We start from the raw sequence: 22,925 nt of genomic DNA on the forward strand, positions 1-22,925 counted from the left end.
GGAGAAAGGGCATGAAACGGATACTCGTCGTCGCCGCGCTGACGGCGTCAATCGTGCGGCCGGCCGCCGCGGAACCACCGCGAGCCGGCGAAGGAAAGCTCGTCGACGCAGATCGCATGACGCTGTACGTGTTCGATCGCGATGCGCCCGGCAAGAGCGCGTGCGACAGCGCGTGCGCGGCCAACTGGCCGCCTGCGCGCGCCGACGCGTACGACAAGCCAGTGGGCGCGCTGAGCCTCGTCGCGCGGGACGACGGCAGCAAGCAATGGGCGTACCGCGGGCGCCCGCTCTATCGCTGGAAGCTGGATCACAAGCCCGGCGACGCGGGCGGCGACGGGGTCGGCGGCATGTGGCACGTCGCGCGTCCGTGACGACGCGTGGTGGGGCGCTACGCGAGGCATCCTGATGAGCTACGAATCGGATCTGCTGGTGTGGTTGCCGCATCTCACGCGTTATGCGCGTGCGCTGACGGGTGACCGCGCCTGGGCGGACGATCTCGTGCAGGACACGCTCGAGCGGGCGCTGAACCGCCCGCCGCGCGACGGCGGCAACCTGCGCGCGTGGCTGCTGACGTTGCTGCGGCACCGCTTCATCGACCAGTTGCGCGCGCGGCACGAGATCGCGGTCGACGACGCGACGGCGCCGTGGCAGACGATGGCCGCACCGGCCGGCGAAATCGGCGGGCTGGTGCTGCGCGACGTGCAGCGCGCGCTGTACCGGCTGCCGGTCGAACAGCGCGAGGTGCTGCTGCTGGTCGCGCTTGAGGAATTGAGCTATCGCGATGCCGCGGCGGTGCTCGGCGTCCCGGTGGGAACGGTGATGTCGCGGCTTGCACGGGCGCGCGGGCAGATGCGCGTGCTGTTGTCCGACGAGCCGCCGGCGCACGGCACGGCGGCATTACGGGTGATCGGGAAAACATGATGGACGATCCGCACAAGCCTTCGAACGAGCGGGACGACGATGCGTCGGCGCAACTGCTGTCCGCGTTGCTGGATGGCGAGCTGTCCGGGCACGAGCGTCGCGAGGTGCTCGAGCGCGTGCTGGCCGATCCGCAGGAGGCCGAACGATTCGCGCATTATCGGGCGCAGCGCGACGCGCTGCAGGCGCTGTTCCCGCTGCCGGCCGCCGCGCCCGCGCTGTTCGTGCAACGTCGTGCGCCGCGCCGGCGCGGGATCGCCTATGCGTTCGCGGGGCTCGCGGCCGGGCTGCTGATCGGTGTCGCGCTGCATACGGGCTGGGTGGCGTTTGGTGGTGAACCGGCGTTCGCCGCACGCGCGGATGCCGCCTATGCGACGTACGTGACCGACCGCGACCATCCGGTCGAGGTCGGGGCGGGCGACCCTGACCATCTCGTCGCGTGGCTGTCCGCGCGTCTCGGGCGGCCCGTGCGTGCGCCGTCGCTCCACGAATACGGTTACCGGTTGCTCGGCGGCCGGCTGCTCCCCGGCGAACCGGGGCCGGCCGCGCAACTCATGTACCAGCGCGCGGACGGCGAGCGCGTGACGCTGTACATGACGGCCTACGACACACGGCGTCTCGCGCCGAAGGCGATGTCGGCCGGCGGCCGCTACACGTATTTCTGGTCGGATCGCGGGATGGGCTACGCATTGTCCGGCCAGGGCGACGAACGGCGCCTGCGCGAACTCGCGATCGACGCGTGCGGCGCGCTAGGCGGCCCGACCGACGCGTGGAAGGGGTAACGCGCGTGGCGCCGCCGGCAGGGAGCAGGTGATGAAGACGACGATGACGAAGGGGCGCGTGCCGATGCTGGCGCTGGCGCTGGCGGCGCTCGTCGCGGGCACGGCGCTTGCGCAGGCGGACGGTGATACGCCGCTGCGCGTGCCCGTCGGCGCCGACGGCGTGCAACGGGTGGCGATCGTCGGCGGCAGCTATTTCTTCCGACCGAACCACGTGATCGTGCGGGCGCACGTGCCGGTCGAGCTGACCGTGTCGGCCGAGCCCGGCCCGGTGCCGCACAGCTTCGAAATCGATGCGCCGCAGGCCGGCATCGCGGTGCACACCGCGCTCGGCACGACGCCGAAGACGTTTCGCTTCACGCCGACGCAGCCGGGCCGGTTCGCCTACTATTGCACGCATCGGCTGCTGTTTTTCAGGAGCCATCGCGAGCGCGGGATGGAAGGCGTGCTCGATGTCGAGGCGGCGCCGTGATCGCCGCGTTGCTGGCCGCGAGCCTGATAGGAGCGAGCATGACCGCCGATCCCGTGACCGTTGCGCAGGCGCATTTCGACCACGTCCGCTCGTACCGCGCGACGATCCGCTCGTCCGCGCGCGGCGGCGAGCGCACCGAAATCCATTACGCGTACCTGAAACCGGGCTTCGTCCGGATGGATTTCGTGTCGCCGCATCACGGCGCGGTGCTCGCGTACGATCCCGACGACGGCAAGGTGCGGCTGCGTCCGTTCGGCGTGCATGCGCCGCCCGCGCTGACGCTGTCGCCGTCCAATCCGCTCGTGCGCGACCGCAGCGGCCACCGGGTCGACCGGTCGGACGTCGGCGAGCTGCTGCGCAACGTCCATGCGCTGCAGGAAGGCGGCGCGACGGTGACCGAAGGCGAGGAGGCCGTCGGCGGCCGGACCGCGCTGCGCGTGTCGGTCACGGGCGCGCCCGCGCACGCGGTCGACGGCGTGCATCGCTACCGGCTGTGGCTCGATACCGAGGACGGCTTTCCGCTGAAGGTCGTCAGTTTCGCGGACGGTGACGACGTGCCGCTCGAAACCGTGACGCTCGACGATATCGAAATCGACGTCGCGTTTCCCGAACGCTTCTTCGCGCCCTGAGCGGTGCGCTGACTCATGCCCGTGACGGGCATGCCGGAGGCTGCATGGCGGAATACCGGTTCTCGACGACCTGGCGCGTGGACGCGCCGCTCGCGCCGGTGTGGGACGCGATCTACCAGGTCGACCGCTGGCCCGACTGGTGGAAGGGCGCCGTGCGCACCGTCGAGATCGAGCCGGGCGACGCGCGCGGCGTCGGCGCGCTGCACCGTTATACGTGGAAGGGGGCGCTGCCGTACCGGTTGACCTTCGACATGCGCGTGCGACGCGTCGAGCCGCCGCATGTGCTCGAAGGCCGCGCGAGCGGCGCGATCGAAGGCGACGGATGCTGGTCGTTCGTCGCCGACGGCGCACGTACGATCGTGCGCTACGACTGGCACATCCGCACGCACGTGCGCTGGATGAATTGGCTGGAGCCGCTCGGTCGCCCGCTGTTCCGATGGAACCACGACATCGTGATGCGCGAAGGCGCGAAGGGGCTCGCGCGGCTGCTGGGCGCGACGGTCGAGACGGAGGGCCGGACCTTCCGGCCGTTGCCGGATGCGGGCTGCGCCGATGCCTGAACGCGGGTGAACGCGAGCAAACGCAAGTAAGCGCGAGCAAACGCACGTAAGCGCAAGTAAGCGCCCGCAGCGACGGCCCGCGCCGCTCAGCGCGCGTACGCCATCACCGCGCCATCCACCACCAATGCGACACGTTCGCCGACGGCCGGACACCGGTGTCCCGGCACGCGTGCGCGCACGCGTACGTCGCCATCGGCATCGAGGCGCACGAGCACGTCGGCGTCCTGGCCCGCGAACTGCGCGGCTTCGACACGCGCCGTATGGCCGCGCGCCGCGTCGCCGTGCGTGACCGGCACGATGCCGATCTGCTCGGGACGCAGCATCGCATCGGCCGGCCCGTCGGGCAGCGGCGCGACGAGCGGCAGGTCGCCGAGCGCGCAGGCGATGCGCATGTTGCGCACACGCCCGGCGAGCAGCACCGCCTGCCCGACGAACGACGCGACGTCGCGCGTGACGGGCTGCCGGTACAGCGTCTGCGGTGCGGCCGTCTGCACGAGCCGGCCGTGCCACATCACCGCCACTTCGTCGCCGAGCGTCATCGCCTCGGGCTGGTCGTGCGTGACGAGCACCGAGGTCGCGCCTGCCGCGGCGAGCGCATCGGCGACCGCGCTGCGCGTTTCGTGGCGCAGCGACGTGTCGAGCGCGGAGAACGGTTCGTCGAGGATCACGAGCGACGGCTCGGGCGCGAGCGCACGAGCGAGCGCGACGCGCTGCTGCTGTCCGCCGGACAGTTGCTGCGGCGCACGGCTCGCATACGACGCGGGCAGCCCGACCATCTCGAGCAGTTCGTCGACGCGATGATGGCGCCGCCGCGCCGCGCGCGGCAGCCCGAACGCGATGTTGTCGGCCACCGACAGATGCGGAAACAGCGCGCCTTCCTGCGGCACGTAGCCGATCCGGCGCTGCTCGGGCGGTACGTGCACGTCGGGCGCCGCCACGCGGCGCCCGTCGATTTCGACGGTGCCGCGCTCGGCGCGCTCGAAGCCGCACAGCACGCGCAGCAGGGTCGTCTTGCCGCTGCCGGACGGGCCGAGCAGCGCGAGGCGCGAGCCGCGCCGCACCGTGAGGTCGATGTCGTGCAGGACGGTATGCGATCCGAACGATTTCGACAGGCCGTGGATGCGTAGTTCGCTCATGGGCGGTTCCGGGGAAAAAGGGCGGCGCTCAGTCGCGCACCGACGCGCGGCCGAGCAGCAGGAACAGCAGTCCCGATGCGCCGAGCGACAGCGCGACGAGCAGCGCCGCGTAGGGCGCCGCGGCGGAGAATGCAAGCGTTGCCGTATCGCTCCACACCTGCGTCGCGAGCGTGCGGGTGCCGATCGGCGACAGCAGCAGCGTCGCGTTGAGTTCCGTCACGACCGAGATGAACACCATCGTCGCGGCCGCGCCGAGGCCGGGCGCCGCGAGCGGCAGCACCACGCGCGTGAGCGTCGCGCGCCAGCCGAGGCCGAGCGAGCGTGCGGTTTCCTCGAGCCGGACCTGCACGTGCGACAGCGCGGCGCGCACGCTGACGACCGCGAGCGGCAGGAACAGGATCGCGTACGCGGCGACGAGCGCCGGAGCGCTCTGGTAGAGCGGCTGCAGCAGCCGCACGGTGATCGACACGATCGCCAGCGCGACGACGATGCCTGGCACGCCCTGCACGGTCATCGCGGTGCGCTCGAGGAGCGTCGCGACGCGGCCCGGATAGCGGACCAGCAGGAACGCGAGCGGCAGCGCGAGCAGCGTCGTGACGGCTGCCGCCATCAGGCCATAGCCGGACGACGCGAGCGTGGCCTGCCACAGCAGCTCGGGCAACACGTCGGCCGGCGTGACGGCGGCTGCGCCCTGTTGCGTGAGCCAGTAGCCGATCATCGCGAGCGGCACGCCGAGCGTTGCTGCCGCGAGCGCGGCGAACGCGACGGTGACGGGGCCGCGCAGACGGCCGAGCGGATAACGCATCGCGACGCGGCGCGCGGCGCGGTGCGTATGACCGTAGCGCGCATGGCCGCGAGCGCGAGCCTCGATCGCGAGGCACAGCAGGCATAGCGCGATCAGCACGCAGCCGAGCAGCGAGGCGCCGCCGCCGTCGAACGCGGTGCGGTATTCCGCATAGATCTCGGTCGTGAACGTGCGAAAACGCAGCAACTGGAATGCGCCGAACTCGGACAGCACGCCGAGCGCGACGAGCAGCATCCCGCCGCACAGCGCGGGGCGCAGCTGCGGCAGCACGACACGGAAGAAGGTATGCCACGGCGAGCAGCCGAGCGTGCGCGCGCTTTCTTCCAGCGCGGGATCGAGCTCGCGCAGCGCGGCGGCCACCGGCAGGTAGACGAGCGGGAAGTATGCGGAGCTCAGCACGATCAGCGCGCCGAGGAAATCCTGCAGGTCGAGGCTCAGCGATACCCACGCATAGCTCGTGATGAACGGCGGCACCGCGAGCGGCGCGGCCGCGAGCGCGGTCCACAGCGGCCGCGCGGGCAGGTCGGTGCGCTCGATGAACCACGCGAGCGCCGTGCCGAGCAGCGTGCACGCGAGGGTCACGGCGAGCGTGATCGACAGCGTGTTGACCAGCAGTTCGCCGACGAGCGGGCGCCACAGCAGCTCGATCGCATCGTCGACACCGAAGGTGGCCGCGCGATACAGCGTGAAGCCGAGCGGCAGCAGGATCGCGAGCGGCCCGCACGCAGCCGCGGCGACGAGCGCGCGTGACGGGCGGCGCCGTGTCGCGGTGGGCTCGCCGTCGCGTGCGGTGCTTGCCGTGCGGGACACGGCGTCGCTCATGGTCAGAGCAGGCCGGCCTGGCGCAGCAGCTTGCCGGCCTGGCTGTCGTCGCCGAGCTGTTCGAACGATAGTGCCGGCGGGCTCAGTTCGTTGAACGGCTTCAGGATCGGATCGGGCGCGACGCCCGGATGCAGCGGATACTCGAAGCTGATATGGCCGCCGGCCATCAGTTTCTGCGCGCGCTCGCTGACGAGATACGCGACGAACTTCTGCGCTTCCGGCTGGTGCTTCGACGCCTTCAGCACCGCGGCGCCGGACACGTTGACGGCCCCGCCGACGTCGCCCTTGCCGAAGTGGTAGATCGCGCTGCGGGTCGACTTGTCGCCGAGCTCGGCGTGCAGGCGATCCCAGTAGTAGTTGTTGACGATGCCGGTCAGCACGCCGCCGCGGTTGACGGCCGCCGTCACGCCTTCGTCGTCGTCGAAGATCTGCGCGTTGGCCTTCAGGCCCTTCAGCCATTGCAGCGTCGCGGCTTCACCGTGCAGCGCGAGCACCGCGCTCACGAGCGGCAGGAAGTCCGCGTCGCTCGGCGCGACGCCGACCTTGCCCTTCCATTCCGGCTTCGCGAGATCGAGCAGCGAAGCGGGCAGCTGCTGCGGCTGGATTTTCGCGGTGTTGTAGATGAGCACGTTCTCGCGCGCGAGCACGCCGACCCAGTTGCCGTCGGCCGGGTTGAAGCGCGCGGGCACCGACTGCAGCGTGGCGGCGTCGGTCTTCGCGAACAGGCCCTTGCGGTCGAGCAGCACGAGCTCCGGCGAGTTCTCGGTGAAGTACACGTCGGCCGGCGTGCGGTCGCCTTCCGCGACGAGTTGCGCGGCGAGCGCCGGGCCTTCGCCCGAGCGCACCTTCACGGTGATGCCGCTCTGCGCTTCGAAGTCCTTGACGAGCTGGTTGACGACCTGCTCGTGCTGCGCGTTGTACAGCGTGAGCGTCGCGGCATGTGCACGCGCCGCGTGCAGCGCGCCGGTCAGCATCAGCGCGGCGGCCGCCGCGGAAATCAGGTGCCGCAGCGGGCGGCTAACGGGTGAAGTGTTCATGTGGTTTTCAGCAGGTTGCACCCGGCCGGGCCGGGAAGGTGTGCGTTGCCTTGCGTTGTGCGTCGTCATGCCTCGAACAGCGCGGCGCCGATGTACGAACCCGGTTGCGCGCCCGGCGGGCACGCGAAGATCGCGCTGCCGACGTGCGTGGTGAACTGGTTCATGATGTCCAGCTTCGCGAGCTTCTCGTTGATCGGAATGAAGCCCTTGCGCGGGTCGCGCTGGTGCGCGACGAACATCAGCCCCGCGTCGTACTCGGTCTGCTGGCGCCACGGCGGCCAGCGCTCGATGTAGAAGTTCGTGCTGTCGTTGTACGAGTACGCACGGCGCAGGATCTGCGCGCCGTTGTTCAACTGCGGCGACGCGAGACGCGCGTGAGAATTGTCGGGAATCACCGGGTTGCCGTCCTTGTCGGCCGCATCGAGATCGAGTGCCTCGAACTCGTGCTTCTGGCCGAGCGGCGCGCCGCTGTACTTGTGACGGCCGACCACCTGCTCCTGGAAGCCGAGCTCCGTGTTGTCCCAGTGCTCGAGCGTGATGCGGATCCGGCGCACGACCGTGTAGGTGCCGCCGTTCATCCATGCCGGGCCTTCGCTGCCGGCCCACACGAATTCGTTCATCGCGGCCGGGTCGGACATCGGCGGGTTCATCGTGCCGTCCTTGAAGCCCATCAGGTTGCGCGGCGTTTCGCCGGGCTTGCCCGACGTGAAGCCGGCCTGGCCCCAGCGCATCTGCGTTGCCTTCGCGCCGAGGCGCACGAGCTGGCGCACCGCGTGGAACGCGACCTGCGCGTCGTCCGCGCACGCCTGGATGAACAGGTCGCCGCCGGTCTTTTCCGGCAGCAACTGGTCGCCGTTGAAACGCGGCAGGTCGACCAGCGCGGCGGGGCGATGCTTCGCGAGGCCATAGCGGTCCTTGCCGGCGAGCGCGAACATGCCGGGGCCGAAGCCGAACGTGATCGTCAGGCGCGCGGGGCCGAGGCCGAGCGCGTCGCCCCCGTCCGCCGGCGCGACTTCGTCGCTGCCCGTCGTGGCGAGCGGTTGCGCGGTATCGCCGCGCGTCATGCGCGCGGCGGCGTCGGTCCAGGTTTTCAGCAGCGCGATGACGTCCGCGCGCTGGGCCGTCGTCAGGTCGAGCGCCGCGAAATACGCATGGCGCTGCTGCGGCGTCGTGATGCCGCTCTGGTGCTTGCCGTAGAACGGCTCGACGCCGTCATGCGCGGAAGCGGGCGTGGGTGCGGGCGCGGCGGCCGGCGCATCCGCGGCCTGCGCGGCCGGGATCGACGCCGCCGCGAGGCCGGCGGCCACCGCGGCGCCGCCCGCCTTCAGGAAGCCGCGCCGTGCGGGGCGCGGTGGCTGGTTGGAATCGTCTGCCATGATGGGTTCCGTTACTTCGCGAGCAACAGCGTGTTGACGTCGTCGGCGACGTAGTAGAAGCCGTCGCCTTCGGGCGTCATCGCGATGCCGAACAGGTTGCCGTTGCCGGGGGGCGTCTGCGCCTTGTCGGTATTGATCCAGCGCGCGTAGATCTGCTTGCCGGCAACCGGGTCGATCTCGACGACCTGGCCGTTCTGCGCGTTGGTCGCGAGCAGGTGGCCGTTCGGTGCGGTGGCAAGCGCGAGCGGGCGGCGCAGGAAGCCGTCGGCGGTGACCTGGCGGCCGACGCCCGCGCTGGTGTCGCGTGTGAGCGGATCGTCGATTTCGACGATGCGGTTGCCGATCGCGTCCGACACGTACAGCTTCTTCTGGTCGCCCGACAGCGCGAGGCCGGTCGGGCCGACTAGGAACACGCCCTTGTCGGCCTGCGCGCCGAGGCCGCTCGCGACGACCGTTTCCTGCTTGATCACCGGCGGCTTGCCGGCCGGCACGTCGAGGTCGAGACGCAGCACGGTCGCCTGCTTGTAGACGGGCGGGTTGCCGTCCGCGCCGCCGACGCCGAAGCCGGCCATGCTGACGAACAGCGTCGCGCTGTCGCCGCGGTCGACCACGGCCATGTTGCCCCACGGGTCGTTGATGTTCGGGGTCGACCACGTCGACGCGATCTTGCCTTGCGGATCGAGCACGATCAGGCAGCCGGCGCCCTTGGTGTTGGTCGTGCCGTCGTTGCTCGGCGTGCTGCCGACGATCACCCAGCCGGATTTCAGCATCGTCATCGCCGTCGACAGGCCGACGCCGCCGGGGCAGGCCTTCAGGTCGCGCGGAATCGACGCGAACAGGCTCAGCTGCTTGGTCGACGGGCGGTAGTTGACGATCGTGCTGCCGGTGCCTTGCAGGTTCGCCGCGTTGTTGAAGTTGTCGACGAGCACGTCGCCCGCCTGGATCGTGCCGGCCGACACCGGCGCGACCGCGATCGCGTACGGGTTCTGGTCGCCGTTGTCCGGCACCGTGTTGACGAGCGTGGTGTGGCGATGCACGGTCTCGAGGAAACCTTGCGGCTCGGCGAGTGCGCCGGCGGCGGCCGTCAGCGCGGCGGCGGCCAGTGCGCCCGTCGCGAGGCGGCGAAGCGGGGCGGATTGAATCATGTGAATCTCCTGGGGAGCGCGCCGTCCGGGCGGCGCGCGAAAATGGTCGGCGTGGGCGCGTCCGCTCAGAACGTGATCGTCGTCCGCGCGCCGATCACGAACGTGTTGCGCAGCGGCTGGGTCGCGTCGCTCGGGTTCTGGCCGGCGCCGGCATTGAACGTGTACTGCGCGTCGGCCTGGACGATCCACCACGGGTTGACCTGGTACTGGTAGGTCGCCTCGAGCGTGGTCTCGCGGGTGCGCACGCCGTACGGGCCGGTCGCGAACGCTCGCGCGGCCTGGTCGAGGTCGGTCACGTGGTTGCCGACCTGGATGTACGTGACGCCGAGGCCGACGCTGTCGTTGTCGCGGCCGGCGAACGGCGCCTTCAGCACGATCCCCGCGTTGGCGGAGAAGCTCACCAGGTTGCGGTCGCCCGGCGCGCCCATCACGCGCGCAAACACGCCGAGGCTGCGCGGGCCGGTCGGGTCGGGGCGCCAGATCATCTGGTCGGCCACTGCGTAGAAGCTGTAGTTGCCGTGACGCTGCTGCGCGTCGCCGTTCGACGCGGGGTCCGCGAGCGAGAGCCCGTCGGTGCCGACGTTCTGGTCCGCGAAGCGGCCGTTGTGATACCAGACGCCGATCTTGTAGGTACCCGGCAGCCCGTTCGAGCGGCCGGTGTCCATTTCGCCGTCGGACGGCTGGTTCAGCGCGTACTGCAACTCGCCGATATAGAGCGCGCCGTTGTGCAGGTTGAAGTTGGTGCCGCTCAGGTTGCTCGGGTTGTTGCCGAGCGGATCGCCGTCGAACACGCCCGCGAGCGCGGTGAGCTTCGGCGTGATCTGCGCGCGTACGCGCACGCCGAGGCCCGCGAGCGGATACGCAGGGCCGCCGTTCGGCAGGTCGTAGGAGGGCAGCGCGGGCCAGCCGAACATCGTGTTGACGAACGTGTTCGCATACGTGCTGACCATGAATTCCTGGTCCAGGCTCTGCTGGCCGATCTTCACGTCGACGCGCTTGTCGAGGAACGACTGCTGGTACCACAGCTCCCACAGGCGCGTCGTGCCCTGCGCCTCGATGCCGCTCGCGGTGTTGAGCGTGCCGAGGTTGCGCGCACTCAGGTTGGTGCCGTGGATCTGCAGCGCGCTGACGTTGAACGTGCCGCCGGGCAGGCCGATTGCCTTCTGCGTGTCGACCGTCAAGGTGGCGGTCGTCAGCCCGTCGTAGGCGCCGCCGCGGTTCAGGCCGCCGCGCAGGTTCGCGAGGTACTCGCTGGTTTCGGTGATCTGCAGCGTCGCGCCGTACTTGCCGAGCCACGGGCGGATGCCGCCCATGTCGCCGAGCAGGCTCTGGCGCGTCCAGATGCCGGTCCACATGTTGGTCGGCTTCGCCTGGATCGCCAGGTCGGCCTCGGGGGCTTCCGGCTGGGCGTCGACCGGCACGTCGGCGAACGCCGCGCCGCTCGCGAACGAGGCACACGCGAGGATGGCCGCGCAGGCGGCGGGGCGCATCCGGGCACGGATGTTGTCTCCCTGGAACGACGCAAACTTCATATCAAATCCCTGGTTCTATTTAGTCTGGAGTCCTGCTTGTCGGTCGCTGCCCGGACGCTCGGCACCGATCGGCCAGGGCATGAAGATGAACGCAACGCGGCGCATCGTAGGAGTGTCGAATGGGAATGTCAATGTAAACGAGAATGATTCGCATCTAAATTACTGAATGTAATCCACGTCCTTACGGATGTGGCCTGACACGTATTTAGTGGAGAGGTAAACCGTAAATATCGGCGTAATGAAAATGAATGCTTCGATGCGGATCGATGGGTCCGCTGCGCGGGGCGCAGGAGGCGACCGGCGGGTGCGGGATCGCGGGTGCCGGCGGATGGAATCGACGCCGCTGCGGCATTTATCGAGTGATGCCGGCGATCGCGGGAACTCCGTGCTTTCCCGGTGTCCAAACGGGGCTGGATGAGATTCCGGGGCCGCGCAGCCTCGCCGGAAAGGCCGGGTGGTGCGTTTAATGGTTTGTTTTGAAAGGGTTTTTTGTCGGATCCGCGTGCTTTTTTCGCCTCGTCCCCGCTCCGAAAATTCGTCCGGTTCCCCTTCTTGAATTTGTCAAAACCCGTCCATATAATTAGCACTCGCTGCACGAGAGTGCTAACAATTCTCTGCCGGGCGATAAGCCGGGCAGATTCCCTAAGCGTTCTTCAATCTCAGTCAAGAGAGGAGTGAATATGAACCTTCGTCCTTTGCACGATCGCGTGATCGTCAAGCGCCTGGATCAGGAAACCAAGACCGCCTCGGGCATCGTGATCCCCGACGCCGCTGCTGAAAAGCCGGACCAGGGTGAAGTCCTGGCCGTCGGCCCGGGCAAGCGCGACGACAAGGGCGCCCCGATCGCGCTCGACGTGAAGGTCGGCGATCGCGTCCTGTTCGGCAAGTACGCAGGCCAGACCGTGAAGGTCGACGGCAGCGAACTGCTGGTCATGCGCGAAGAAGACATCATGGCCGTGGTCAACGCGAAGTAAGCGTCCACTGACGGTACATATTCCCAAGAATTCAAGGAGTTAGAAGATGGCAGCTAAAGACGTCGTATTCGGCGATTCCGCCCGTTCGAAGATGGTCGAAGGCGTGAACATTCTCGCCAACGCAGTTAAGGTCACGCTGGGTCCGAAGGGCCGCAACGTGGTGCTCGAGCGCAGCTTCGGCGGCCCGACGGTCACCAAGGACGGTGTGTCGGTCGCGAAGGAAATCGAGCTGAAGGACAAGCTCCAGAACATGGGCGCGCAAATGGTCAAGGAAGTCGCTTCCAAGACCAGCGACAACGCAGGCGACGGCACGACGACGGCAACCGTCCTCGCGCAATCGATCGTTCGCGAAGGCATGAAGTACGTCGCATCGGGCATGAACCCGATGGACCTGAAGCGCGGCATCGACAAGGCAGTCGCAGCGGCTGTCGAAGAGCTGAAGAAGATCAGCAAGCCGTGCACGACGAACAAGGAAATCGCACAGGTCGGCTCGATCTCGGCGAACAGCGACACGTCGATCGGCGATCGCATCGCTGAAGCGATGGACAAGGTCGGCAAGGAAGGCGTCATCACCGTCGAAGACGGCAAGTCGCTGGCTGACGAACTCGACGTCGTCGAAGGTATGCAATTCGACCGCGGCTACCTGTCGCCGTACTTCATCAACAACCCGGAAAAGCAAGTCGCTGTCCTCGACAACCCGTTCGTGCTGCTGCACGACAAGAAGGTGTCGAACATCCGTGATCTGCTGCCGGTACTCGAGCAAGTCGCGAAGGCTGGCCGTCCGCTGCTGATCATCGCTGAAGACATCGAAGGCGAAGCGCTCGCAACGCTGGTCGTCAACAACATCCGCGGCATCCTGAAGACCGTTGCGGTCAAGGCGCCGGGCTTCGGCGACCGCCGCAAGGCGATGCTGGAAGACATCGCGATCCTGACCGGCGGCCAGGTGATCGCGGAAGAAACCGGCCTGACGCTCGAGAAGGCAACGCTGGCAGAACTGGGCCAGGCGAAGCGCATCGAAGTGGGCAAGGAAAACACGACGATCATCGACGGCGCAGGCGAAGCCGTGAACATCGAAGCACGCGTGAAGCAAGTGCGCGCGCAAATCGAAGAAGCGACGTCGGACTACGACCGTGAAAAGCTGCAAGAGCGCGTGGCCAAGCTGGCTGGCGGTGTTGCAGTGATCAAGGTTGGTGCAGCGACCGAAGTCGAAATGAAGGAAAAGAAGGCACGTGTCGAAGACGCACTGCACGCAACGCGCGCAGCTGTGGAAGAAGGCATCGTGGCAGGTGGCGGCGTTGCGCTGATCCGCGCTCGCACCGCGATCGCAGGCCTGACCGGCGCTAACGCCGATCAAAACGCCGGCATCAAGATCGTGCTGCGCGCAATGGAAGAGCCGCTGCGCCAGATCGTCACGAACGGCGGCGAAGAAGCCAGCGTCGTGGTGGCGGCAGTTGCTGCAGGCCAGGGCAACTACGGCTACAACGCAGCGACGGGCGAGTACGTCGACATGGTCGAAGCCGGTGTGGTCGACCCGACCAAGGTCACGCGTACCGCACTGCAGAACGCAGCGTCGGTTGCAGGCCTGCTGCTGACGACGGACGCAGCTGTTGCTGAACTGCCGAAGGAAGACGCACCGATGCCGGGCGGCATGCCGGGCGGCATGGGCGGCATGGGCATGGACATGTAATCGACTTCGGTCGATGGTGTCCGGGGCGCGCAGCGATGCGTGCTCCAGCCAAAGAAAAAGACCCGCAGCGATGCGGGTCTTTTTTTATGTGCGCGTGGATTTCGATGCGTGCGAGGGGCGGCCCGGGATGTCACGTCCCCAGGGGGGGCGACATGGGGCGACCGCGGGGCATGCCCCGTCACGCTTGCCTCAATGCCGATGCGACGTCCTCGGCACCGCGTCGGCCTTCACGGCCGGCGGCGTATCCGAATCCTCGTTGCTGCGCGCCCAGAAGAATCGATCCGGCAGGTACGCCCCCATGCCGGGCCGGAACGCATCGCGCGTGGCCTGGTACAGGTATTCCTGCGCTTCGCGAACCGCTTCGGGCGGCTCCTGGCCGTTCGCAAGCAACGCCGCGATGGCCGCGCCCAGCGTGTCCGTGATGCCCATCAGGCGGTGCGGCGAGCGATCCCACATGTCCTCGCGGAGCTGGCCTTCCTCGCCGTACAGCGTATTGACGAGCCGGTGCGAGCCCGTCTCGGACGACAGGATGTACTCGCAGCCCTGCGACAGCAGGTGCGAGACCGCCGCGTCGAGATTCGGCGCCTCGGCGTCGCCGTCCGGCTGCGCGAGCGCGATCAGCGTCGCGTAGTCGGCGACCAGCAGCGTGGTTTGCGGCGCCAGCAGGTCGGCGATCGATTCGCGCAGGTCGTCGGCTGCGAGCACGTGCTCGTCGTCGAGCGTGAAGTCGGGCGCGAGCACGAGCGGCACGCCGTCGTAGTCGGCGACGACTTCGGCGATCGCGCTCACGACTTCCGCGCGCGTCGCCGCGCCGATCTTGAACGCCGCAACCGGCATGTCTTCGAGCAGCATGCGCGCCTGGGCAGCGACCACGTCGGGATCGAGGCCGGTCACTTCGTCGCAGGCGGCCGAGTCGCGCACGGTGTAGCCCGTCAGGACGGACACGCCGTGACAGCCCATGCTCGCCAGGGTCAACAGATCGGCTTGAATGCCAGAGCCGCCGGTGGGGTCGGACAGGCCAAAGGTGAGGACGATCGGAGGGGCGTTGCTGGACATGTAAAAATGGGGCAAGAGAAAAACGGGAAAGCGACGGGCATGCGGACGGCGAGGCGAAATGGGCGTTTTCGGCCCTGTGTTGCCCGGCAGGCCGCACTTTTCAGCCATTATGCGGCGGAATCCGGCCCGCACGACGGATTTTTTAGCGCAGCGCAACGTAGTCGCGTTACTCCAGCGCGATTGCTAGGCAGTCCGGCCCCGACACGGTACCATCATGGCTCCCGAATTTACCGACTTTCCCGACGCGGCTTAAGATGGAATACAAGAGCTGGATGTGCCTGATTTGTGGCTGGATATACGACGAAGAAGCCGGGCTGCCGGAAGAGGGCATTGCCCCGGGCACGCGCTGGGAAGACGTCCCGATCAACTGGACGTGTCCTGAATGCGGCGCCCGCAAGGAAGACTTCGAGATGGTCCAGATCTGACCGGACCCTTGGCCCACGGACACACCGCTCAGGCCTCGCATCGACCCGGCGCTCATGCGTCGAGGCTCGCGCGAGCGACTTGACGATGACAGGCGCGCGTGTCCATGAGGCCAGAACCGGCGAACGTTCCCCACCCTGACGCACAGCCCAACCCGCGCGGCGGAGCCGTGCGCGCGGCCGACGCATGGCTTGCGGCGGCCGCCGACGCTTTCGAGCATCGCGACGACGCGGCCGCACCGCTGTCCGCTGCTGCGGCCGTGCTCGCGGAAGCCGGCTGGCTGCCGGCCGCGCGTTTCGCGGGGCAGCTGTCGGCCGCCGTGCCGCTCGTCGCCGCCGAGCCGACCTCGGCCGGCTGGCGTGCCGCGCTGCGCGATTTCCGCGCGGCCGTCGCACGCCACAACCTGCGCGAGCTCGCCTGCTCGCCGGTTCTCTTCGAACATTTCCGTGCCTTGCGTGCGCAAAGCGCCGCCGACCTGCGCACGCAGGCGCCGCTCGACGCGCTCGCGCTCGTCGGCCGCGCGGTGCCGCCCGCCACGCTGCGTGTGCTGCCCGACGCGTTCGCGACCCGGATTCGTGCCCGCTACGAACAGGCGTTGCTTGGCGTGCTGCGCGCGGAACACGGCGCACCCGACGCGGCACTCGACGAACTCGATGCGATGCTGGCCGCGCTCGCCGGCGACGAGCCATACGATTTCTGGCGGCTCGCGGCCGCATGCGTGCGCGCGCTGCGCGCCAGCGGCGCACCCGAGCTGAAGCGCTTTCTCGCGCGTACGAACCTGCTGCTCGGCGAGCACGCGCAGGGCCGGCGCAGTGCGCCGCCCGAACTCGTGCGGGAAACGGTGGCGCTGCTGTGGCGCGATTTCGCGCTGTTCGGCGCCGCGGCCGAGGATGTCGCGCTCGTCGACGTGCTGCACGACTACGGATTGACGGTCGACTGGCACGTCGCCGGCACGCCGGCGTCCGAAGCGCTGTGGGAGGCCGATGCCGCCCGGGCCGAACGCGACGCAGTTGCCGCCGCGCCGACTCGCGCACTCGGCGTCGTGACGGTCAATGCGCATGCCTATGAGGATTTCCTGCAGACGGCCGATGCGTCGATGGCCGACCTCGCGGCCGATCCGGCCGGAGCCGACGCGGGTGCCGCGTGGCATGCGTCCGGCGCCGCCTACCGGGTCGGCACGGCCGCGTGCGCGCTCGGGCTCGGCCACGCGGCGCTGCTGGCCGACACGCTTGGCCTCGCGTGGCGGCGTGCGGCGCACGGTGTGCCGCTTGCCGACGGCGGCCTCGATGCGCATGGCCACGCGTCCGACATGCTGCGCGCGGCGCTGCTGAAGATTGCGGCCGGCGTTGCGCCGCCGGACCTCACGGCGGCGTCCGGCACGCTCGGCGCGGCGCTCGGCCGGGCCTGACGAACGAGGGGACGAAGAAGGGGACGAACACGCGCCGGCGGCCCTTGCCGCGCGGGTCCGCAACACGCTGCCGACAGCGCCCGCGCGCGTGTTAGAGTGCCGTGTGATCCGTGCGCGCCGTTGCCAGCGCGGTGCGGCGTTGCTTGTTGATCGCGGCCCGGTCAGGCCGCGACGTCTTTGCTAAAATTCAAACCATGTCAAAGCCTTCCGATCGCATCAATCTCACCAACCAGTTCCTGATCGCCATGCCGAACATGGCCGATCCGACGTTCTCGGGAACGGTGGTCTATCTTTGCGATCACAGCGAGCGCGGTGCGCTCGGCCTCGTCATCAATCGTCCTACCGACATCGACCTCGAATCGCTGTTCAACCGCATCGACCTGAAGCTCGACATCGAGCCGCTGCTGCACATCCCGGTGTACTTCGGCGGCCCGGTCCAGACCGAGCGCGGTTTCGTGTTGCACGAGCCGGTGGAGGGCGCGAGCTACAACTCGTCGATGTCCGTCGAGGGTGGGCTGGAGATGACCACGTCGAAGGACGTGCTCGAGGCGGTCGCGACGGGCACCGGCCCGAAACGCTTCCTGCTGACGCTCGGCCATGCGGGCTGGGGGGCAGGGCAGCTCGAGGAAGAAATTTCCCGCAACGGCTGGCTGACGGTCGCCGCCGATCCGCGCATCGTGTTCGACACGCCGGCCGAAGAGCGCTTCGAAGCTGCACTCGGCCTGCTCGGCGTCAGCTCGTCGATGCTGTCCGGCGAAGCAGGGCACGCATGAGTGGCGCGAGCGCGCGCGATGCGACGCTCCTCGCGTTCGACTACGGCGAAAAACGTATCGGCGTCGCGGTCGGCAATGCGCTGACGCGCTCGGCCCGTGCGCTCGTCGTGATCCAGAACCTGAACCGCGAACACCGCTTCAAGGCGGTCGGCGACCTGCTGGCCGAATGGCGGCCGGACGCGCTCGTCGTCGGCCTGCCGATGCATCCGGACGGCACGCCGCACGACATGACGCAGCAGGCGAAGCGCTTCGGCAACCAGCTGAACGGCCGCTTCGGGCTGCCCGTCACGTGGGTCGACGAGCGCTATTCGTCGGTCGAGGCCGAGGCCGGGCTGCGCGAGCGCAACGTGCGCGGCCGCGCACGGGCCGAGATGCTCGATGCCGAGGCCGCGCGCGTCATCCTTCAACAGTATCTCGATCAATTGTCCGACCATGAGCACCATTGACGCCGAGGCGCTTTACCGCGTCCTGCTCGACCAGATCCGCGCCGCGTACGGCACGGCGTTCGCCGAACCGGGCGGCCCGCGGCTCGCCGGCATTCACAGCGGCGGCGCATGGCTTGCCGAGCGCCTCGCGCGCGATCTCGGTGCGCCCGCGTTCGGCGTCGTGAACGTCGCGCTGCACCGCGACGATTACGCGAAGAAGGGGCTGCACAGCCAGGCCAGCCCGACGTCGCTGCCGTTCGAGATCGACGGCGCGCGCATCGTGCTCGTCGACGACGTGCTGTTTACCGGGCGCACCGTGCGCGCGGCACTCAACGAGCTGTTCGACTATGGCCGTCCGGCCGCGGTCGAGCTCGCGGTGCTCGCTGATCGCGGCGGCCGCGAGCTGCCGGTCGCCGCGCGCTTTGCGGGCGGCGCGCTCGACGTGCCGGCCGGCGCGACGCTCGTGCTCGCACGCGACGATGCGCAGTTCACGCTGCGCGTCGAGGCGCACGGCGCCTGAACGACACGCGAACCGTATCCCGGGCCGCTGGTTTGCACCGCGGCCCGTTTGCATAGTTGGAATCACGCACACCATGACCACCGACACCACTGGCCGCACCGGCAATCCCGCCGCGGCCGCGAGCCCCGACCGGTTCCGCTACGGCTTCCTGAAGGGCAACCCGCAGCTCACGAAAAACGGCGAGCTGAAGCACCTGCTGTCGATCGAGGGCCTGCCGCGCTCGATCGTCAACCATATCCTCGATACGGCCGAGCAGTTCGTCAGCGTGACGGACCGTGAAGTGAAGAAGGTGCCGCTGCTGCGCGGCAAGTCCGTGTTCAACCTGTTCTTCGAGAACTCGACGCGCACGCGCACGACCTTCGAGATCGCCGCGACGCGCCTGTCGGCCGACGTGCTGAACCTGAACATCAATGCATCGTCGACGAGCAAGGGCGAATCGCTGCTCGACACGATCAACAACCTGTCGGCGATGCATGCCGACCTGTTCGTCGTGCGCCATGCGTCGAGCGGCGCGCCGTACCTGATCGCCGAGCACTGCGCACCGCACGTGCACGTGATCAACGCCGGCGACGGCCGCCATGCGCACCCGACGCAGGGCCTGCTCGACATGTACACGATCCGTCACTACAAGCGCGACTTCACGAAGCTGCGCGTGGCGATCGTCGGCGACATCCTGCATTCGCGTGTCGCGCGCTCCGACATCCATGCACTCACCACGCTCGGCGTGCCGGAAGTGCGCGCGATCGGCCCGCGCACGCTGCTGCCGGGTGGCCTCGAACAGATGGGCGTGAAGGTGTTCCACAACCTCGACGAAGGGCTGAAGGGCGTCGACGTGATCATCATGCTGCGCCTGCAGAACGAGCGGATGAGCGGCGCGTTGCTGCCGTCCGCGCAGGAATACTTCAAGACCTGGGGCCTGACGCCCGAGCGCCTCGCGCTCGCCGCGCCCGACGCGATCGTGATGCACCCCGGCCCGATGAACCGCGGCGTCGAGATCGATTCGCAGGTCGCCGATGGCCCGCAGTCGGTGATCCTCAACCAGGTCACGTTCGGCATCGCCGTGCGGATGGCGGTGATGGGCATCGTCGCCGGCAACAGCGACTGAGCCCGCTTTCGCGCATCCTTATTCACGCAATCAACGCATTCACTGACAGCGCATGAAGATTCATATCAAAGGCGGCACGCTGATCGATCCGGTCGCCGGCACCGAGCAGCAGGCCGACGTATTCGTCGCGGACGGCAAGATCGCCGCGCTCGGCACGGCGGCGCCGGCCGGTTTCAACGCGGACAACACGATCGACGCGGCGGGCATGATCGTCGCGCCCGGCCTCGTCGACCTGTGCTCGCGGCTGCGCGAGCCCGGCTACGAGCACAAGGCGACGCTTGCGTCCGAGATGGCCGCGGCCGTCGCGGGCGGTGTCACGACCCTCGTGTGCCCGCCGGATACCGACCCCGTGCTGGACGAGCCGGGCCTCGTCGAGATGCTCAAGTTCCGTGCGCGCAACCTGCACCAGGCGAACGTGCACCCGCTCGGCGCGCTGACGGTCGGCCTCAAGGGCGAGGTGATCACCGAGATGGTCGCGCTGACCGAGTCCGGCTGTGTCGGCTTCACGCACGCCAACGTGCCGGTGCGCGACACGCAGGTGCTGCTGCGCGCGCTGCAGTACGCGAGCACCTACGGCTACACCACGTGGCTGCGCCCGCAAGACGCGTTCATCGGCCGCGGCGGTGTCGCCGCGAGCGGCGCGCTGGCGTCGCGGCTCGGGCTGTCCGGCGTGCCGGTCGCGGCCGAGACGATCGCGCTGCACACGATTTTCGAACTGATGCGCGTGACGGGTGCACGCGTGCACCTCGCGCGGTTGTCGTCGGCGGCCGGCCTCGCGCTCGTGCGCGAGGCGAAGGCCGAGGGGCTGCCCGTGACCTGCGACGTCGGTGTGAATCACGTGCACCTGATCGACGTCGACATCGGCTACTTCGATTCGCAGTTCCGGCTCGATCCGCCGCTGCGCAGCGAGCGCGACCGCGAAGCGATTCGCGTGGCGCTCGCCGACGGCACGATCGATGCGATCTGCTCCGACCACACGCCGGTCGACGACGACGAGAAGCTGTTGCCGTTCGGCGAAGCGACGCCGGGCGCGACCGGGCTCGAACTGCTGCTGTCGCTGACGCTGAAGTGGGCCGAGGAGACGCGTACGCCGCTCGCGCAGGCGCTGCGCCGCATCACGTCCGCGCCGGCTGACGTGCTGAAGCTGCCGGCTGGCCGCCTCACCGAAGGCGGTGCGGCCGACCTGTGCGTGTTCGACCCGCGCGCCCATTGGCGCGTCGAGCCGCGTGCGCTGAAGAGCCAGGGCCACAACTCGCCGTTCCTCGGCTACGAACTGCCGGCCACCGTGCGCGCGACGCTCGTGGCCGGGCAGATTGCGTTCGAGCGCCACTGAACCACGCCGGACTATCGCCATGATTGCCCTTCGCAAGCTGCGTCTCGTTTTCCACCTGTTGCGCGGCATGGTGATCGTCGCGCTGCGTTTCTCGCACGTCACGCCGGCGCGCCGCGCCGAGCTGATACGCCGCTGGTCGCTCAAGCTGCTGCGGATCTGCGGGATGCGTCTCGTCGTCCATAACGACAGCGCGCGGCTCGACGCGAGTGCGCTCGTGGTCGGCAATCACGTGTCGTGGCTCGACATCTACACGGTCAACGCGTGGCGGCCGACGCCGTTCGTGTCGAAGGCCGAGGTGCGGCAGTGGCCGGTGGTCGGCTGGCTCGCCGAGAAGCTCGACACCGTGTTCCTGCAGCGCGAGAAGCGCACCGAGGCGATGCGCGTCATGCACGAGATGGCCGAGCGCCTGCGCAACGGCGGGCTGATGTGCGTGTTCCCGGAAGGGACGACGACCGACGGGCAGGAACTGCTGCCGTTCCACGCGAACCTGTTCCAGGCCGCGGTGTCGGCCGGCTGCGCGGTGCAGCCGATCTGCCTGATGTACGAGGATGCGCAGGGGCGGCAGTCGGTTGCGCCGGCCTATACGGGCGAACTGGCGCTGGGCACGTCGCTCGACATGGTGTTGCGCGGCGGGCCGCTCGTCGCGCACCTTTATGTGTGTGAACCGATTGCACCGGGCGGCGACCGGCGGGCGACGTCTGCGGCGGCGCGTGATGCGATCGGGGCTGCGCTCGTGAAGTTGCAGGCGAAGGTTGGCAAACCGACGGCCGAGTCGCTCGCGGAATTGCAGAAGCATGCGTATCCGGCGACCGAGGTTGGTGCCGGCGCGGCTGGGCATGAGGCGACCGACGCACCGGTGCCGGGGCGAGAGGGGTGACGCGCTTCCCGGCGACGCGAATCAGCCTTTAATCACTCGCCGCCCGGCGCGCGGCACGCATCGCACTGCACCTGCGTGACCGTGCGCTGCGCCGGATCGGCCGTCAGCTGTACGGCCGACAGCTGGTTACCCCACACACACCCCGAATCGAGCGCGACGACGTTCTCGCGCACCATCAGGCCGAGCGCGGCCCAGTGGCCGAACACGATCGTCACGTCCTCGGTGCGGCGCCCCGGTACGTCGAACCACGGCAGGTAGCCGGGCGGCGCGCTGTCGGGGCCGCCGTTCGCCTTGAAGTCCATCGCACCGTCGGGCGTGCAGAAGCGCACGCGCGTGAACGCGTTGAACGCGACGCGCATCCGGTCACGTTTCTTCAGATCAGGGCTCCATTGATTCGGCTCGTTGCCGTACAGCTTCTGCAGCGTGTCGCGCCAGTCGGGCGCGCGCAGCGCGCGCTGGAGTTCGTCGGCGAGTTCGAGCACGAGCGTGGCATCCCACTGTGGCAGCACACCCGCATGGACGAGCAGCATCCCGTTCTCGGCATGCACGAACGGGCGGTGGCGGACCCAGTCGAGCAGCGCATCGGCATCGGGCGCGTCGAGGATCTCGCCGATGGTGTCGCCCGGGCGCTCGGTGCGCAGGCCGGCGGAGACCGCTAGCAGGTGCAGGTCGTGATTGCCGAGCACGACCGTCGCGCGCGGGCCGAGGTCGACGAGTGCGCGCAGCGAGGCGAGGGAATCCGGGCCGCGGTTGACGACGTCGCCGGCGATCCACAGCGGCGTGTCGGCGGGGGCTGAAAGCTTTTCGAGTAAAGACTGGAAAGCGGAATGACAGCCTTGGATGTCGCCGATGGCGATGGGGGCAGGAAGCATGAGGGTCAGATCGTACCGAAACGAGGTGAACTGGGGAAAATCGTATGAATATACGTTGGCGCAACGGCTGATCCACATCGGGCGGCCCGCCAGGCATGCTATTTTTCGTGGCGCAAAGGGCCTCGCGCTGTATCAAGTTGTTAGCAGCATGGAGTTGGCACCGGCTGGATTCCTATAATTGACATTTTCACTCCGAAATTAACATCTCGTGACTTTGCTCGTATGGCGACCGGTTAAAATGCCGGGCCTGATCGGCCGAGA

General features: G+C 68.6%; 24 protein-coding genes. 16 read left to right on the forward strand and 8 right to left on the reverse strand.

The genetic code is table 11. The features are described 5' to 3' along the window. The first annotated feature begins 11 nt into the window (after positions 1–11). From CFB47_RS04320 to CFB47_RS04345, 6 genes are read left to right on the forward strand one after another with little or no spacing between them, the layout of a single operon-like run. Positions 12–371 (forward strand): hypothetical protein, encoded by a 360-nt coding sequence (locus tag CFB47_RS04320; protein WP_089460505.1) that lies wholly within the window; start codon positions 12–14, stop codon positions 369–371. Between the two features lie 34 nt (positions 372–405). Further along, positions 406–921 carry a sigma-70 family RNA polymerase sigma factor gene (locus CFB47_RS04325; protein WP_089439357.1) on the forward strand — a complete coding sequence of 172 codons (516 nt, stop codon included), beginning with the start codon at positions 406–408 and terminating at the stop codon, positions 919–921. Then, positions 918–1,700: an anti-sigma factor gene (locus CFB47_RS04330; RefSeq protein ID WP_089460506.1), complete on the forward strand. Its 783-nt coding sequence runs from the start codon at positions 918–920 to the stop codon at positions 1,698–1,700. Before CFB47_RS04325 ends, CFB47_RS04330 begins: the two co-directional genes overlap by 4 nt. 31 nt (positions 1,701–1,731) lie before the next feature. Then, positions 1,732–2,169, forward strand: coding sequence for a quinol oxidase (locus tag CFB47_RS04335; RefSeq protein ID WP_179258918.1), 438 nt, complete (start codon positions 1,732–1,734; stop codon positions 2,167–2,169). Beyond that, positions 2,166–2,798: a DUF1571 domain-containing protein gene (locus CFB47_RS04340; protein WP_089460507.1), complete on the forward strand. Its 633-nt coding sequence runs from the start codon at positions 2,166–2,168 to the stop codon at positions 2,796–2,798. The genes CFB47_RS04335 and CFB47_RS04340 overlap by 4 nt, the downstream gene beginning before the upstream one ends. 44 nt (positions 2,799–2,842) lie before the next feature. Further along, positions 2,843–3,358 (forward strand): SRPBCC family protein, encoded by a 516-nt coding sequence (locus tag CFB47_RS04345; protein ID WP_089460508.1) that lies wholly within the window; start codon positions 2,843–2,845, stop codon positions 3,356–3,358. A gap of 86 nt (positions 3,359–3,444) precedes the next feature. Here CFB47_RS04345 and CFB47_RS04350 read toward each other — a convergent pair whose 3' ends face one another. The 6 genes from CFB47_RS04350 to CFB47_RS04375 form a co-directional block, all read right to left on the reverse strand. Then, complete coding sequence (locus CFB47_RS04350) at positions 3,445–4,494, reverse strand: ABC transporter ATP-binding protein (protein WP_089439361.1); 1,050 nt, start codon at positions 4,492–4,494, stop codon at positions 3,445–3,447. Between the two features lie 28 nt (positions 4,495–4,522). Continuing rightward, complete coding sequence (locus tag CFB47_RS04355; protein ID WP_089460509.1) at positions 4,523–6,121, reverse strand: iron ABC transporter permease; 1,599 nt, start codon at positions 6,119–6,121, stop codon at positions 4,523–4,525. A 2-nt stretch (positions 6,122–6,123) separates the two neighbouring features. Next, on the reverse strand, positions 6,124–7,158 hold the full coding sequence (locus CFB47_RS04360) for an iron ABC transporter substrate-binding protein (RefSeq protein WP_089439363.1): 1,035 nt from the start codon (positions 7,156–7,158) through the stop codon (positions 6,124–6,126). Positions 7,159–7,223: 65 nt separating this feature from the next. Next, positions 7,224–8,534 carry an iron uptake transporter deferrochelatase/peroxidase subunit gene (gene efeB, locus CFB47_RS04365; protein ID WP_089460510.1) on the reverse strand — a complete coding sequence of 437 codons (1,311 nt, stop codon included), beginning with the start codon at positions 8,532–8,534 and terminating at the stop codon, positions 7,224–7,226. A gap of 11 nt (positions 8,535–8,545) precedes the next feature. Then, the gene (locus CFB47_RS04370; protein ID WP_089455703.1) at positions 8,546–9,679 is read right to left on the reverse strand and encodes a hypothetical protein; all 1,134 of its coding nucleotides are present in this window, start codon (positions 9,677–9,679) and stop codon (positions 8,546–8,548) included. A gap of 65 nt (positions 9,680–9,744) precedes the next feature. After that, positions 9,745–11,211 (reverse strand): carbohydrate porin, encoded by a 1,467-nt coding sequence (locus tag CFB47_RS04375; RefSeq protein ID WP_089460511.1) that lies wholly within the window; start codon positions 11,209–11,211, stop codon positions 9,745–9,747. Positions 11,212–11,891: 680 nt separating this feature from the next. Between CFB47_RS04375 and groES the strand changes: the two genes are divergently transcribed. Then, a complete protein-coding gene (gene groES, locus CFB47_RS04380; protein WP_039361157.1) occupies positions 11,892–12,185 on the forward strand; it encodes a co-chaperone GroES in 294 nt (97 codons plus the stop codon). Positions 12,186–12,231: 46 nt separating this feature from the next. Further along, entirely contained in the window at positions 12,232–13,872 is a 1,641-nt protein-coding gene (groL, locus tag CFB47_RS04385) for a chaperonin GroEL (protein ID WP_039361154.1), read from the forward strand. Between the two features lie 189 nt (positions 13,873–14,061). Here groL and CFB47_RS04390 read toward each other — a convergent pair whose 3' ends face one another. After that, positions 14,062–14,928, reverse strand: coding sequence for a hydroxymethylpyrimidine/phosphomethylpyrimidine kinase (locus CFB47_RS04390; protein ID WP_089439368.1), 867 nt, complete (start codon positions 14,926–14,928; stop codon positions 14,062–14,064). 254 nt (positions 14,929–15,182) lie between these two features. Here CFB47_RS04390 and CFB47_RS04395 point away from each other — a divergent pair, with 254 nt between their 5' ends. From CFB47_RS04395 to CFB47_RS04430, 8 genes are all read left to right on the forward strand, one after another. Further along, positions 15,183–15,353, forward strand: coding sequence for a rubredoxin (locus CFB47_RS04395; protein WP_004186709.1), 171 nt, complete (start codon positions 15,183–15,185; stop codon positions 15,351–15,353). A gap of 104 nt (positions 15,354–15,457) precedes the next feature. After that, positions 15,458–16,759, forward strand: a complete 1,302-nt coding sequence (locus CFB47_RS04400) for a hypothetical protein (protein WP_089460512.1) — start codon at positions 15,458–15,460, stop codon at positions 16,757–16,759. Between the two features lie 194 nt (positions 16,760–16,953). Beyond that, a complete protein-coding gene (locus tag CFB47_RS04405) occupies positions 16,954–17,532 on the forward strand; it encodes a YqgE/AlgH family protein (protein WP_011351143.1) in 579 nt (192 codons plus the stop codon). After that, positions 17,529–17,978 carry a Holliday junction resolvase RuvX gene (gene ruvX, locus CFB47_RS04410; protein WP_011351144.1) on the forward strand — a complete coding sequence of 150 codons (450 nt, stop codon included), beginning with the start codon at positions 17,529–17,531 and terminating at the stop codon, positions 17,976–17,978. The genes CFB47_RS04405 and ruvX overlap by 4 nt, the downstream gene beginning before the upstream one ends. Continuing rightward, on the forward strand, positions 17,965–18,477 hold the full coding sequence (gene pyrR, locus CFB47_RS04415) for a bifunctional pyr operon transcriptional regulator/uracil phosphoribosyltransferase PyrR (protein ID WP_039361132.1): 513 nt from the start codon (positions 17,965–17,967) through the stop codon (positions 18,475–18,477). Before ruvX ends, pyrR begins: the two co-directional genes overlap by 14 nt. 73 nt (positions 18,478–18,550) lie before the next feature. Continuing rightward, positions 18,551–19,582 (forward strand): aspartate carbamoyltransferase catalytic subunit, encoded by a 1,032-nt coding sequence (locus CFB47_RS04420; protein ID WP_006476735.1) that lies wholly within the window; start codon positions 18,551–18,553, stop codon positions 19,580–19,582. A gap of 52 nt (positions 19,583–19,634) precedes the next feature. Next, a complete protein-coding gene (locus tag CFB47_RS04425; protein WP_089460513.1) occupies positions 19,635–20,915 on the forward strand; it encodes a dihydroorotase in 1,281 nt (426 codons plus the stop codon). Positions 20,916–20,934: 19 nt separating this feature from the next. Further along, positions 20,935–21,792, forward strand: a complete 858-nt coding sequence (locus tag CFB47_RS04430) for a 1-acyl-sn-glycerol-3-phosphate acyltransferase (RefSeq protein ID WP_089460514.1) — start codon at positions 20,935–20,937, stop codon at positions 21,790–21,792. 32 nt (positions 21,793–21,824) lie between these two features. Here CFB47_RS04430 and CFB47_RS04435 read toward each other — a convergent pair whose 3' ends face one another. Next, on the reverse strand, positions 21,825–22,664 hold the full coding sequence (locus CFB47_RS04435; protein WP_089460515.1) for a symmetrical bis(5'-nucleosyl)-tetraphosphatase: 840 nt from the start codon (positions 22,662–22,664) through the stop codon (positions 21,825–21,827). Positions 22,665–22,925: the final 261 nt, after the last annotated feature.

The organism is Burkholderia sp. AU27893 (assembly GCF_002223205.1).
In the GTDB taxonomy this organism is placed as follows: domain Bacteria; phylum Pseudomonadota; class Gammaproteobacteria; order Burkholderiales; family Burkholderiaceae; genus Burkholderia.

Excerpts from the sequence above, each read along its gene's own strand:
- CFB47_RS04320 (WP_089460505.1), top strand. The coding sequence starts at position 12 with ATGAAACGGATACTCGTCGTCGCCGCGCTGACGGCGTCAATCGTGCGG.
- CFB47_RS04325 (WP_089439357.1), top strand. The coding sequence starts at position 406 with ATGAGCTACGAATCGGATCTGCTGGTGTGGTTGCCGCATCTCACGCGT.
- CFB47_RS04330 (WP_089460506.1), top strand. The coding sequence starts at position 918 with ATGATGGACGATCCGCACAAGCCTTCGAACGAGCGGGACGACGATGCG.
- CFB47_RS04335 (WP_179258918.1), top strand. The coding sequence starts at position 1,732 with ATGAAGACGACGATGACGAAGGGGCGCGTGCCGATGCTGGCGCTGGCG.
- CFB47_RS04345 (WP_089460508.1), top strand. The coding sequence starts at position 2,843 with ATGGCGGAATACCGGTTCTCGACGACCTGGCGCGTGGACGCGCCGCTC.
- CFB47_RS04350 (WP_089439361.1), bottom strand. The coding sequence starts at position 4,494 with ATGAGCGAACTACGCATCCACGGCCTGTCGAAATCGTTCGGATCGCAT.
- CFB47_RS04355 (WP_089460509.1), bottom strand. The coding sequence starts at position 6,121 with ATGAGCGACGCCGTGTCCCGCACGGCAAGCACCGCACGCGACGGCGAG.
- CFB47_RS04360 (WP_089439363.1), bottom strand. The coding sequence starts at position 7,158 with ATGAACACTTCACCCGTTAGCCGCCCGCTGCGGCACCTGATTTCCGCG.
- efeB (WP_089460510.1), bottom strand. The coding sequence starts at position 8,534 with ATGGCAGACGATTCCAACCAGCCACCGCGCCCCGCACGGCGCGGCTTC.
- CFB47_RS04370 (WP_089455703.1), bottom strand. The coding sequence starts at position 9,679 with ATGATTCAATCCGCCCCGCTTCGCCGCCTCGCGACGGGCGCACTGGCC.
- CFB47_RS04375 (WP_089460511.1), bottom strand. The coding sequence starts at position 11,211 with ATGAAGTTTGCGTCGTTCCAGGGAGACAACATCCGTGCCCGGATGCGC.
- groES (WP_039361157.1), top strand. The coding sequence starts at position 11,892 with ATGAACCTTCGTCCTTTGCACGATCGCGTGATCGTCAAGCGCCTGGAT.
- groL (WP_039361154.1), top strand. The coding sequence starts at position 12,232 with ATGGCAGCTAAAGACGTCGTATTCGGCGATTCCGCCCGTTCGAAGATG.
- CFB47_RS04390 (WP_089439368.1), bottom strand. The coding sequence starts at position 14,928 with ATGTCCAGCAACGCCCCTCCGATCGTCCTCACCTTTGGCCTGTCCGAC.
- CFB47_RS04395 (WP_004186709.1), top strand. The coding sequence starts at position 15,183 with ATGGAATACAAGAGCTGGATGTGCCTGATTTGTGGCTGGATATACGAC.
- CFB47_RS04400 (WP_089460512.1), top strand. The coding sequence starts at position 15,458 with ATGAGGCCAGAACCGGCGAACGTTCCCCACCCTGACGCACAGCCCAAC.
- CFB47_RS04405 (WP_011351143.1), top strand. The coding sequence starts at position 16,954 with ATGTCAAAGCCTTCCGATCGCATCAATCTCACCAACCAGTTCCTGATC.
- ruvX (WP_011351144.1), top strand. The coding sequence starts at position 17,529 with ATGAGTGGCGCGAGCGCGCGCGATGCGACGCTCCTCGCGTTCGACTAC.
- pyrR (WP_039361132.1), top strand. The coding sequence starts at position 17,965 with ATGAGCACCATTGACGCCGAGGCGCTTTACCGCGTCCTGCTCGACCAG.
- CFB47_RS04420 (WP_006476735.1), top strand. The coding sequence starts at position 18,551 with ATGACCACCGACACCACTGGCCGCACCGGCAATCCCGCCGCGGCCGCG.
- CFB47_RS04425 (WP_089460513.1), top strand. The coding sequence starts at position 19,635 with ATGAAGATTCATATCAAAGGCGGCACGCTGATCGATCCGGTCGCCGGC.
- CFB47_RS04430 (WP_089460514.1), top strand. The coding sequence starts at position 20,935 with ATGATTGCCCTTCGCAAGCTGCGTCTCGTTTTCCACCTGTTGCGCGGC.
- CFB47_RS04435 (WP_089460515.1), bottom strand. The coding sequence starts at position 22,664 with ATGCTTCCTGCCCCCATCGCCATCGGCGACATCCAAGGCTGTCATTCC.